We start from the raw sequence: 11670 nt of genomic DNA on the forward strand, positions 1-11670 counted from the left end.
GACCGGGCTCGCCGGGAATCAATGCTTCTAGGCGCCTTCGCCAACCAACGACTATGCCGACTCCGACTTGGACCTACCTCATCTTCGGGCTAAGAACGCGCTCTCAAGTCCCGCTGCCTCTCAGCTATCCGAATCGTCCCTCGCGATCCACAAACCGACGACTGTATTGACCCGTTAGACCAAAGAAAAGTCGTTAGCGATAGCCGCCAAAGTCTGGAATGCCTCAATACATCGCCTACTCACTTAGAATCCAATCCGAGTTCGAAATCCCCGAGTTTCACCAGGCCTCCTTCCCTGATGGCAATCTCGACGTAGCCATAGCCTCGAACACCGTCGGGTCCATAGGAACCCCCGCCGAGCGTGGAGTCACTTGGAAAGCATCTGCAAACCTATTGGAACTCAGGGTTCCGTCCGTCGCCAATTTCCTCGTTGTCGATGGCCGCAACATTCACATCGAACTATTCGACCCAACTAAAGAACGAGAGATGCGCGTCTATCTGCTCGGTTCCGTAATTGCGGCGCTACTTTACCAACGTGGCGATCTTGTCATGCACGCCTGCTCGATTGCTACCCCCAATGGAGCGACATTGTTCTGCGGCAAGTCGGGAGCCGGCAAATCAACCCTCGCAGCCACTTTAGCGCTAAACGGCTATCCAATGATCGCCGACGATGTAACCGTCATCCGCAACTCAGACGGATGCGGCTTCTATGCCCCTCCGTCCTTCCCAATCTCCCGCTTGTGCGGCGATGTCGTTTCGCTCTTAAACTGGACAAAAGCTAAATACGCGCCGCTCGAACTCGAAGAACGTAAGTTCCAAACCAGCTCTCCCCGCTTCGCTAGCAAAGCCCAGCTGCCAACCAGAATCGCTTTCCTCATACCAGACGCTGTAGAACGGATCTCCATCCGACCATTCAGTCCCCTTGAATCCATCAGCAATCTAGTAAAAAGATCATATCGCTACCGATTCGCAGTTGGCATGGGGCTAAAAGAAGCGCACTTCAAAAACATCACAGAGCTCGCTCAATCGGTCCAATGCTTCGAGATTCGCCGGCCCATTGGCCTGCAAAACCTAGATTCTTCATTGCGAGCGCTCATGGACTTCGTAAGAGACGAATAACGGCATGCACGGCTTCATCTGGCTAGCGTCCTATCCGAAGTCCGGGAACACTTGGCTGAGAGCTTTCCTCTGCAGCTACTTTCTGCGCGATGGCGGGACCATCGAACTCGACCGGCTCCCTTTCGGCTCTTTCATCACCCAACGCGAACTGATCGACGACTGGATCGGCTTCGAATCATCCGATTGGCCCGACCAAGAAATAGACCTCTATCGCCCCGCCATCCACCTCCGACTCGCGGAGAAACTCCCCGAGCTCTCGTTTTGCAAGACGCACGAACGCTTCCGCGAAAACCGCGAGGGCGACAGCATTTTTCCAACAAAAGCCACTCGCGCCACCATACTCATCGTACGCGACCCGAGAGACGTGGTCTGCTCCTTCGCCCACCACCTGCGAAGACCGATCCAAGAAGTCATAGACATCTTGGCAGACGAGGAATACATCCTTGACCACGCTCCCCTCAGCGCATTCTCGAAAATCCCTGAACCTCTCGGATCCTGGAGTGGCCACACTCTCTCTTGGCTAGACTCCCCCCTAGATCCCTACATCATCCGGTACGAAGACATGGCAAGCAACCCAACCGCGACTTTCGAAAACCTTCTGTCTTTTCTCGGCTATACCGTAGACTCAGCCAAGCTCCAGAAAGCTATCGTCGCCACGCGCTTTGCCCAACTTGCCAAACAGGAGTCCGAATCCGGCTATCGGGGCAAAAATCCAAACGTGAAAACCTTCTTTCGCCAAGGAATGCAGTCAGCATGGAAAAGACACCTTACGCCACTGCAAGAAGAGCAAATTTGCGAGCGACATGCAGCCATGATGCATCAGCTGAAATACGAGTTTTAGCTTGATAACCCATTCGCCACAAGCACCTTCTAATACATGAATTTCGCGGAGTTAACTCCTTCTTCCATTGTGGCCCGGAACGAAGAAATCCTTTCTACATGCCTTGGCGAAGAAACGGTGATGATGGACATCGAAAGCGGGAATTACTTCGGCCTTGGACTCATCGGCTCGCGTATCTGGCAACTCATCGAAACCCCCAACTCCATCCAACAAATTCTCGATAGTCTCCTTGCTGAATATGAAGTCGAAAAGGAACAGTGCCTCGAAGACATAATCGATTTTCTCGACCAGCTAGCCCAAAACCGCATAGTGCTAACCAAGTAACCCTCTGATCAAAATCGCATATGAACGATCCGGAAAACCAGCCTCTGGAAAGACCAGAAGCCCAGTCATCGAAAAAACAATGGAGCAAGCCCGAGCTCAAAGCTCTCGAAATTTCCGAGAACACCAAATCAGGGCCACTCATCAATATTAGTGAGGATGCTTTCTACCGCCCCTCTTGACCATCGGCTTTAATAGCTTGGACTCTCAGGTCGTCAGCTTCCCTCTAAAGCCGCAGTCCGTCCCTAACTCACAACTCCTTTTCCTCGAGGGGAATTGGCGATCCGGGCCCAATGAGCTGCTTAAGCTCTACGAGCAGTATGGCTTCGACCTGCTCCCTAAGCTTACAGGTGGATTCGCATTCGCCTTAATCGACTATAAACGGGATCTGATATTTGCCGCTCGCGACCTTGCTGGCATCGTCCCTTTCTACTTCGAGCACAGCGCACGCGAGCTAAAGTTCAGCTCTTGCCTATCCTCTCTCGTATCATCTGGAGCCGAAACCACCCTCGATGAAGCCGAAGCCAAACGTTTCCTGTCTTCGAGCTTCCTATCCCCAAGCCAAACGGGATACCTAAACATAAAGGTCCTACCTCCCGGGCACTATCTAACTGCCAAAGCCGATACACTCAGTATCAGTCCCTATTTCGCGGATACAAGCCTTGCCCCCCGGGCCGGAACAGACGAATCATACTCAGAGGAGCTCAAAAAGCTCCTGATAACAACGATCCGCGACCATACTCCTCGCCGAGCAAACTGGGGCACGCACATCAGCGGGGGACTCGACTCAGCCACGGTCACGCAGATCGCTAGCGACCACGCGGACAATTCGTCTACCGGAGGCTTCTCCTGGCTTCCAGCACCCAGCGACTCAAACCGCACTAGTTTCGAATACGAACTCGCTTACGCTTCCTCTCGATCGAGCAACTCCCCCTTAATCTTTTGCGGCCCTACAGCCGACGACGTAGTCAGTGTTTTAAGGAGGTCGTGGCCCCAACAACCCTACACAGGGTCGCTATTGAACGAATGGGCAGTATTGAAAGCAGCCCAAGCTCGCGGCATTACCTGCCTGCTTTCGGGATGGGGCGGAGACGAACTTGTGTCACATAGCGGCTCAAAAACCCCGCTGTCTTTGCTCCGCAGCAAACAATGGAAGGACCTTCAAGTCTACTACTCCAACGCTGGACGCCACCCGCGCCTCCGCATCGGCCTTCTTGCTGCGAAACAGCTCCTCCGAAACGGCTCGAGCCGCCTCTTCCCCCGCCCCGCCAAACCCAACCCTTTCCTTTCTCGCGCCGTCAATCACGAAAGTCTTTCTCGTTTCCCCTCTACGAGAAGTACTCTACAGGAGCAACAGCGAGAGCTCATCAATCACGGAGCCCTTCAAGCTCGACTCGCGTGCTGGCACGCAGCTGGAGCCAACCACGGCATTTCTTACATTTTCCCGCTTTTAGACCGACGGTTGATCGAATTCTCCCTAAGGCTGCCCCCACTGCAGTTCAACGACGGCAGAACAAAGCGAAAAGTCTTTAGAGCCGCAACGCATGGAATTATTCCCGAACTGATTCGAACCAACAAAGACAAGAACGATCCCATCAGATCCGAGGCTCTGCTACAGGCCCTGCGCTCCGGCCTCGCGGAAATCGGCTGCGAACTCAGGCAGAGAAGGACGCAACCTAAACGTGCAAGCTACCTCGACATGAAACATATACTCAATGAGCTCTCTCCAGAAAAACTGGCTCAACGAACACGATTTCGTCACCTACTCACCAGCCTCGCATTTCTCGACTTTTAACCATACCCAATGACCTCGAAGCCTCATCCTCCACTCCCACACGTATCCAAGCCTTCGAACATCAAAGACCTTGGGCCCATCGACATTGCTCAGCTAAAATCATTGGTGCTTAAGCTGAGCGAAAACGTTTGGAACCGAGAAAACGAGTCAAAGGAAAATAAATACTTCTGCTTTCACCACACCAGGCACATCGTCTTTCGATTCATAACAGCCAATCAGGATCCAAGAAAGGGGTACTCGAATCCCATCTGGCAGGTATGGAAACCCCAACTCCTACCCATCTTTGAAGCCGCATGTTCCTCTTACGGATTCCAAAACCCCTTCTACCCTAAGGTCATGCTGGCTAGGCTCGCAGCAGGTCACGTCATCGATCGGCACGTGGATGGAGCAGGTTCAAACCTGCTAACCCACAAGATTCACATTCCCATACAAACCAACCCTCTCGCATTGTTCCATTCTGAAAACGATTCCTACTATCTTGAAGAGGGACGTGCCTATGAAGTGAACAACGTCAAAGCCCACGGCGTTGAGAACCTAGGTCAAGAGGACCGAATCCATCTGATTTTCGAAGTCTTCGACAACGCCTGACGAATGAACGGCGCCCTCGCAACGGTGACCTCCAACGACTTCGTCAATGGAACTCAGATCATGATCCGCTCGTTTCTTAACACAAACGAATGGTTCAACGGCGACATAATAATTTTCCACACACAGGAACTCAGCTGCGACGCTCGCGCTTTCTTGAGCAGCCTCGGCCCACGAATTCAGCTGCGACTTCCCTCCCCTTTGATCGCACAAAGAATCGAAGGTATATTTGCCCACTCGCCAAACTCGGAAACCACAAAACTACGATTCCAATCTCTTAATTGCTTCAGCCTAAGAGGCTACAGCGAGATCCTGTTCTGCGACAGCGATATTCTATTCCTCGCAGACATCAGCGAGCTTCTCAACGCCTCAGGGGAGTTTGTCGCCGCTCCAGATGGAGCTAATTCGATGGGAAAAGCCCGCGATCGAGCCAGTTTTGAAATCATCGAAAAAAACAGCGAAAACAGGCTGCAAAGCACTTTCAACAGCGGCTTGTTCCTAGTCAGAAACGGACTACTGAATGACGAAACAGAAAGGCTGGTGCTACAAGAACTCACCGAAGAAAAGTGGCGTGCCACACAAACTCAACACACCGATCAAGCCGTTCTCAATCGCATTTTTGCGGACCAAGCGACCTTGGTGTCGTCAGTCTACAACTACCCTCTTCGCCACCTCTCAACTCTTCGCAATCTAAACAGCATCACCCCCAAAAGGGCAAAAGCCCTTCACTTCAACCTTCCCCTCCGTCCGTGGAACCCACGCTCGAGCGACCTATCCGATTCCGTCGATACCGACCTGCGAGAAGCCTACCTAAAGTGGCACGAAGAAGCAGCCAAATGGCCGCGATACAATTCCCCCAAAACCAATCCCAGCCTCCCCAAGCCATTCAGAGGCTCACGCTACGATCTTAATCACCTGATAGATAAGCATATCTTCATTCTCTCGCCCAACAATAGCGGATCCACATTTCTCAAAAACGCTCTCTCACTTTCTCGGAAAACCTGGAATCTTGAACGCGAAGGCCAACATACCTTCGGCTTCCAAGGTCCTAACCCCTCAAAACACAACAACCCACTTCTGTGGGCAAGCGACCCCAAACTCCTCCAATCGCTCCGCAATCCTTCCAACTACGACTGGAAGAAAACGAAAAAAGCATGGTATTTCCAAGCGTTCGCCCAAGACCCTAATGCCAACATCTTCGTCGAGAAATCGCCACCCTTCCTTCTGCTGGCCAAAAGCCTAGCCGAAAACTTCAAGAATCCCCATTTCATTTTTCTGAGTAGAAACCCCTTCGCCGTTGCCGAAGGAATCCTCCGGCGTCGATCGAAAGACTTTCCGAATCGAAGCATAGCTATTGAACAAACTGCCCTCCATATAACAACTTGCTTAAGTATCCAAAAATCAAATATAGAGGCATTCCGAACCAACGCACTACACTTCACTTACGAACAATTGTGCGACCAAACGGACGCCATAGCTCAAAAGCTCTCCGATCTCGCTCCAGAACTATCTGACTTAGATCTAAACCAAGTCATCCCAGTCAAAAGTCTATATGCAGAAAAACCGAGAAATATGAACAGCGAGCAGATCGCTCGACTTAGCGACCATGACCTAGCAGCCCTATCGAAGTGCTTCGCCCCTCATGTTCGATTGTTCGATTTTTTTGGATACAGTCCCTACACCACTAGTCCTTTCTCCTAAAGCGAGAATGACAGTAGGCCTATCACACACCGGCGCAAAGAACTCATTCATTCAAAGCCCCAAGGAATCAAAAGCCATACTCACCGTGTGACATCCACTGGCAATATCCGTTGCCAAACGGGTAATTCAGTATAGATAACGTCCGAAAAGTTTCGCACAATAGATGATGAAACCTCGAAGCCAATCGACTTAGCCAAATAGCCGTTCTTCCAATCAGACCGACCCATACCCGAGATTCATCTGTGATAGCCACCTATACAAAGCAGAGTCAGCGGAAGAAGCAATTCTCGGCACCAATTTGAATTCCCGAAACCCCATCTCGAGGAAGGCCTCAACATCAAAATAAACAAAACCTAAGGACTTTCGGTTTAAAACTTCCCGAGAACACCCGCGAGTAACTGCCTTACCTTGGTTTTTCTGCGATACACCATAGTAGCAAGTCCGTGAGGGGCAGTTGTACGCACACCCGCCGTTGGCAAAAAGTATAACTCGCCGTTTCTCGGGCAGATTCGACAAGAAATCGAGGTCGTCATTTCGATCCATAGGAAGCACCACTTGATCGTAAAGGTCGAATGCACTTTCCAAGCGCCGCTGCGAATCGATCTTTTTTATGACGCTAGCCTTGAGGCTGTACTTCGGGAAATCGTTCTTGATCTGACGAGCCAAGGAATCGTTTACGCAAATAATCGAATTCCCTGTACAATGGTGCTTTTCCAGTATCGGCAAGGTCAACTCGTAATCCTCCTTGCGAAAGAAATGGTTCGTCAGAGTCAAGGCGATCCGAATTCCTGCACGGTCAAGCGCCTTTACATGCTCCTTGGTCAATGAGCGCTCGGTAGAATGCACTCGTCCACCATACAGTGGAGATGCTATATCCAATGATCCGAACACGCTATCGATCTGCCCCAAGCCTACGTAAAGGTAATGAACCTTCAGGTAAGAAATAACATCTATTTCAGAAGATATACTCCGGCTAGACACCGTGTATCGGGCTAATGGTGACGAAAACGCCCTCAATCGTCGCACCGTCTCTGATAAAGAATGCTCAACGATACTCGCCACTTACTTCTCATTGTCTCCAAATCGCTAGAAGGTCAAATTCAGATTCCAACCAGTTCACATAGGTCATCTACTTAGACAAAAAGGACACCGAACTAAGATCGGTGCCCTTCAGTTATAAAATCAAAATGTGAGACCTAAGCTTTGCGTCGCTTAAGCGCGAAAAACCCAATTAAGACAGCCCCCATCAAGCCAACCAGGCTGCCAGAATCCGGGACGGGTTTGGTATCGACTGCCATTATGCCAGCCTTGAGGCCAAGCCACTCGTCGCCTTCATAAGTGACCGAGTAGTTTATAATGCCAGTTCTTTGCAGACCGACCTGTATCGACCCGCCAAAAACACTACTATCGAGAAGCAGCTCGATGTCCTCGCCAGTCTCAAAAATATCCCCAGAACCAACGACACCAGCGCCACTTCCCGCCGCAACTCCGCTCAGCGAAAAAACCGACCCGATGATGGGATCGAGAATCGTTCCCAACCCGATCGAAACAATCTGCTTTTCCCTGCTCAAGTTCTTAAAAAGAAACGAAATCTCCAGGTCAGTGATCAACTCTCTCAATGGGTTAAAACCAAGGCGATCTCTTTCTTTCGCTAGATCGCCGTTCGGATTGAGGATATTGAACTCACCATAAAACGTCTGAGATTGGCTGTCATTGGGATCGAACACGTGCTTAACGATATCGATATCCACATATTTGCTTGTTTGCCACAGAGCAGCGTTGGCTGCTGAAGTCCCTAGGAAGAGAAGAGTGGCAAGGGTTAGAAGTTTCGTTTTCATGATGTTGTTCGGGTTCGCAGTGGGATCTGCTGAGTCGAACAAAACTATCCCACTGCCAGACGATTTCCACAAGTCGCTCTACGACAGTTGCTTGCAAATAAGGGTTTCCCCTACAAGGCCATTGGGCCATAAAAAGCCTTCACTCTAGGGGCGCTAGGCGCCTTCGCTCAGGACTTTGGTCAAGGACTTGTAAAAACGCTGGCCGAACCTCCCCGCTAGCCGCCGTTTCGCGGCGTTTTTACACCTGTAAAGGCCGATTTTACGCCCTCGTGGGTAATTTGATTCACCTAACGGATCTAATACCCGAAATAAGTCCTGCCATCCAACGACTTACAGAACCCTACACCCATCGGGGATTCCCCGACTCAACCGATTCGGGCCATGATCTGACGCCCGACCGCTTCGATCACGTCGGCCACCACCGCGTTGCCAAACTGCTTGTAGGCCTGCCCGGGACGGGGATCGATCTGGTACTCCTCAGGGAAACCCATCAAGCGCCGGCATTCGATGGGATCGAGTTTCCGCACCTTGCCATCGACGAGATAGGCGCCGGTCTTGGCGGCCGCGCCACCTCCGTGGGCAGAGAGCGTGATGGCGTGGCCTTCGATGGAGTAGATACGCTCGCCTTGCCCGCCTTTGTTGATGCGGCCGATCTGGATCGGGCGGTTGGGACGACGTTCCAAGAGCTCCGAGACATCCGTTCGATCGATCGAAATGTCGTCGCGGTTGATGACCCACCGGGCAGCCTGGCCGTTTTTTAGAAGGAAATCCTTCAACCTCACCCGACGGCCTTCGGCCGGCGGAAACGAAAACTCTCCCTTCGCCACATCCTTTCGAATCCCCACGATGTAGAGCCGCTTGCGAGCCTGCGGCACCCCGTAGTCCGAAGCGTTGAGCACGTCCCATTTCGTGGCGTAACCCGCTTCCTCCAGCATATCCACGGTGCGTTGCAAGGTCTTGCCGCCCTGATGCTTCACGTAGTTGGCCACGTTCTCCAGAAACACCGCCTTGGGCCGCTTGGCGCTCACGATGCGCATGACTTCGAAAAACAGCGTCCCGCGAGCGTCCTCGAAACCGAGCTGCTTGCCGCTGACCGAAAAGGGCTGGCAGGGAAAGCCGCCGCAGAGCACCTCATGGTCCGGCACCTCCTCGGCGGCTATCTTTGTGATATCGCCCGCCGGCCGGTGGCCGAAGTTTCGCTCGTAGGTCGCAGCGGCATGCTTGTCGATCTCGCTGCTAAAAACGCAGCGCCCGCCGAGACGCTCCATGCCGAGGCGAAAACCGCCTATGCCCGCGAACAGATCTATGAAGGTAAACGTCATGACTGCTCCGTCTCCTTAAACGATGCGCCGCAACGCCTGCGGCGAAACCTCCTTGGCGTGCCGTAGCGATGTCTCGCCCTCCAGCACCGCCGTTCGAAACGCCTGCCGCTTCTCCTCGTCCGCGAAATCGAAGCCGATCAAGACTCGCCCCACGCGCTCGCCGGTGTAGCTGTAGTTGAAGTAGACGATGCTGGCCTCTCGCGAGTGCCCTTGCAGAAACTCCTTCAAGGCGCCAGCCCGTTCCGGAAACTCGATGCGGATGAACACCGGACGTTCCAGCAGACGAGGATCGAACTGGATCATGCGAAACTCCACATCCTCCTGCCCGGTGACCTCTTCGAACGCGATGCCCAGCGTACGTAAATCCTTTTCGAAAACTGAAATCTCCTCCGGCATGGCATCGATGCCGATCACCGGGGTAGCTTGCTTCCCGGCCACCATGCCATGCTGAAACTCGATGATGTTCACCGCGTCGGGAAAACGCTCCAGCAAATCGAGCAAACTGCCCGGCCGCTCCTCGATCGTGAAGCGGTAGTACTTGCGATGGGCTGAACCGATGCCAGCGTGACGCACGATCCAAGCGAGCTGACCGAAATCCATATTTCCGCCACACACGATGGTCAGCACCCGCTTGCCTCGGCAAGCTTGACGCTCCTTCATCCAAGCCGCCAGACCCATGGCCCCCGCCGGCTCAGGAATCACCCTTCGCTGCTCCCAAAGCAGCTGGATCGCCGCGCAAACCTCTTCGTTGGTCACGGTGATGAAGCGATCGACAAGCTGGGCGCAGAAGTGGCTGGTCAAATCTCCCGCCCGCTTGACCGCAGTCCCATCGCAAAAGACGTCCACGTAGTCCAGCGTCACCGGACCTCCGTTTGCCACCGCGGCCGCCATGGAAGCCTGCTCCACCCCTTCCACGCCCACCACTTCGATTTCCGGATAGTAGCGCTTGAGCCAACAGGCCACACCGGCCGCCATGCCGCCGCCGCCGATCTGCAGGTAGACCCGGTCGAAACCGCCTTGGCCCGACATCACCACCTCATCAGCCAAGGTGCCTTGCCCCGCCATCACCGCCAAGTCGTCGTAGGGATGGATGTAGGCTCGGCTTGCCTCGCGGGAAACCCGTTTGGCCTCCTCGGAGGCCGCATCGTAGGAATCCCCCACCAGCTTGACCACCACGCTGCGCCCGCCGATGGAGCGCACCGCGTTCTGCTTCATCATAGGGGTGGACCGGGGCATGAAGATGGTCGCCGTGGTGCCGAGCTTTCGAGCCGCGAGGGCCACGCCTTGAGCATGGTTTCCCGCCGAGGCGCAAACCACGCCGCGCTCCAGTTCCTGAGGGCTAAGCAGTTTCATGCGGTTGTAAGCCCCACGCCACTTGTAGGCGTGGATGGGGGAAAGGTCCTCCCGCTTCACGTACACCGCCTCGTCCGCATCCAGATCAAGAGCTTCAAGCGGCGTCGCCCCAGCCGCTTCATAGACGCGTTGGCGAGCGGCGAGCGTTTCATTGAAAAGGTCGTCGAGGGTGGGAATGGGCATGCGGAGGGAAGATCGAAATCAGGAATAGAAGGACCCCCAGATGCTCATGAAAAGCACCGTGCCAAACCAAGCGGAAATCGTAGCGAAGACACCGACCTGCGGAACGAAGAGGAAAAGGGCCGCCGCAAAGAGGGTCGCTACGATGACGGGTAGGATCACAACCTTCAATAGATTGCGCTTCGGGGGTTCGTCTTCGTCCATGCGAGCAGACGCTAGCTGCAAAATCCGAAATCCAAAGCTCAAAAAGCGGGAATCTTCCAACGCGACGGTCGCCATGGAGGGCAAGGCCAAAAGGTGGAGCGGGACCTCCGGGCACGCTCGTAGGTCGCATCCCTGTGCTCGCGCTGGAAAACGCGAGCCCAGAGGTCTCGCGCCACCCTGGGACCTCGCACGCCCTCGCCTTCAATCCCCGAACAACTTCTCGATCTCTTGACGGTCGCGCTCGGTAGGGCGGCCGAGATGGACGTCGCTTTCATCCCTTTGCCCACCGGGACGGCGGACTCTACCACGCGAAACGGGGCCACTACCCCAGCGGCCAATAGAAACAGAACGCGTCGGGACGCCGCGTCCCACCTAGTCGCGCCCAACCCCTAACTCTCCTTGTGGCCCGAAT

General features: G+C 53.8%; 11 protein-coding genes. 6 read left to right on the forward strand and 5 right to left on the reverse strand.

Annotated elements, in window-relative coordinates; translation table 11 throughout:
* The first annotated feature begins 218 nt into the window (after positions 1-218).
* The 6 genes from QEH54_RS21685 to QEH54_RS21710 all read left to right on the forward strand — a co-directional run bounded on the left by QEH54_RS21685 (position 219) and on the right by QEH54_RS21710 (position 6361).
* The gene (locus tag QEH54_RS21685) at positions 219-1118 is read left to right on the forward strand and encodes a hypothetical protein (RefSeq protein ID WP_309020820.1); all 900 of its coding nucleotides are present in this window, start codon (positions 219-221) and stop codon (positions 1116-1118) included.
* Positions 1119-1122: 4 nt separating this feature from the next.
* Positions 1123-1959, forward strand: a complete 837-nt coding sequence (locus tag QEH54_RS21690; protein ID WP_309020821.1) for a sulfotransferase domain-containing protein — start codon at positions 1123-1125, stop codon at positions 1957-1959.
* 36 nt (positions 1960-1995) lie between these two features.
* Positions 1996-2283, forward strand: coding sequence for a lasso peptide biosynthesis PqqD family chaperone (locus QEH54_RS21695; RefSeq protein ID WP_309020822.1), 288 nt, complete (start codon positions 1996-1998; stop codon positions 2281-2283).
* 20 nt (positions 2284-2303) lie between these two features.
* Positions 2304-2462 (forward strand): hypothetical protein, encoded by a 159-nt coding sequence (locus QEH54_RS21700; RefSeq protein WP_309020823.1) that lies wholly within the window; start codon positions 2304-2306, stop codon positions 2460-2462.
* Positions 2463-4084: 1622 nt separating this feature from the next.
* The gene (locus tag QEH54_RS21705) at positions 4085-4663 is read left to right on the forward strand and encodes an aspartyl/asparaginyl beta-hydroxylase domain-containing protein (RefSeq protein WP_309020824.1); all 579 of its coding nucleotides are present in this window, start codon (positions 4085-4087) and stop codon (positions 4661-4663) included.
* 3 nt (positions 4664-4666) lie between these two features.
* Positions 4667-6361, forward strand: a complete 1695-nt coding sequence (locus tag QEH54_RS21710) for a glycosyltransferase (RefSeq protein ID WP_309020825.1) — start codon at positions 4667-4669, stop codon at positions 6359-6361.
* A 213-nt stretch (positions 6362-6574) separates the two neighbouring features.
* Here QEH54_RS21710 and QEH54_RS21715 read toward each other — a convergent pair whose 3' ends face one another.
* The 5 genes from QEH54_RS21715 to QEH54_RS21735 all read right to left on the reverse strand — a co-directional run bounded on the left by QEH54_RS21715 (position 6575) and on the right by QEH54_RS21735 (position 11258).
* A complete protein-coding gene (locus QEH54_RS21715; protein ID WP_309020826.1) occupies positions 6575-7186 on the reverse strand; it encodes a hypothetical protein in 612 nt (203 codons plus the stop codon).
* A 371-nt stretch (positions 7187-7557) separates the two neighbouring features.
* On the reverse strand, positions 7558-8199 hold the full coding sequence (locus QEH54_RS21720) for a hypothetical protein (protein ID WP_309020827.1): 642 nt from the start codon (positions 8197-8199) through the stop codon (positions 7558-7560).
* Positions 8200-8564: 365 nt separating this feature from the next.
* Positions 8565-9521, reverse strand: a complete 957-nt coding sequence (dcm, locus tag QEH54_RS21725; protein ID WP_309020828.1) for a DNA (cytosine-5-)-methyltransferase — start codon at positions 9519-9521, stop codon at positions 8565-8567.
* A 15-nt stretch (positions 9522-9536) separates the two neighbouring features.
* Entirely contained in the window at positions 9537-11057 is a 1521-nt protein-coding gene (locus QEH54_RS21730; RefSeq protein WP_309020829.1) for a pyridoxal-phosphate dependent enzyme, read from the reverse strand.
* A gap of 18 nt (positions 11058-11075) precedes the next feature.
* A complete protein-coding gene (locus QEH54_RS21735) occupies positions 11076-11258 on the reverse strand; it encodes a hypothetical protein (RefSeq protein ID WP_309020830.1) in 183 nt (60 codons plus the stop codon).
* Positions 11259-11670 lie beyond the last annotated feature (412 nt).

Source organism: Pelagicoccus sp. SDUM812003, assembly GCF_031127815.1.
In the GTDB taxonomy this organism is placed as follows: Bacteria; Verrucomicrobiota; Verrucomicrobiia; order Opitutales; family Opitutaceae; genus Pelagicoccus.

Coding starts and splice junctions, on each gene's coding strand:
- QEH54_RS21685 (WP_309020820.1), top strand. CDS start 219: ATGCCTCAATACATCGCCTACTCACTTAGAATCCAATCCGAGTTCGAA.
- QEH54_RS21690 (WP_309020821.1), top strand. CDS start 1,123: ATGCACGGCTTCATCTGGCTAGCGTCCTATCCGAAGTCCGGGAACACT.
- QEH54_RS21695 (WP_309020822.1), top strand. CDS start 1,996: ATGAATTTCGCGGAGTTAACTCCTTCTTCCATTGTGGCCCGGAACGAA.
- QEH54_RS21700 (WP_309020823.1), top strand. CDS start 2,304: ATGAACGATCCGGAAAACCAGCCTCTGGAAAGACCAGAAGCCCAGTCA.
- QEH54_RS21705 (WP_309020824.1), top strand. CDS start 4,085: ATGACCTCGAAGCCTCATCCTCCACTCCCACACGTATCCAAGCCTTCG.
- QEH54_RS21710 (WP_309020825.1), top strand. CDS start 4,667: ATGAACGGCGCCCTCGCAACGGTGACCTCCAACGACTTCGTCAATGGA.
- QEH54_RS21720 (WP_309020827.1), bottom strand. CDS start 8,199: ATGAAAACGAAACTTCTAACCCTTGCCACTCTTCTCTTCCTAGGGACT.
- dcm (WP_309020828.1), bottom strand. CDS start 9,521: ATGACGTTTACCTTCATAGATCTGTTCGCGGGCATAGGCGGTTTTCGC.
- QEH54_RS21730 (WP_309020829.1), bottom strand. CDS start 11,057: ATGCCCATTCCCACCCTCGACGACCTTTTCAATGAAACGCTCGCCGCT.
- QEH54_RS21735 (WP_309020830.1), bottom strand. CDS start 11,258: ATGGACGAAGACGAACCCCCGAAGCGCAATCTATTGAAGGTTGTGATC.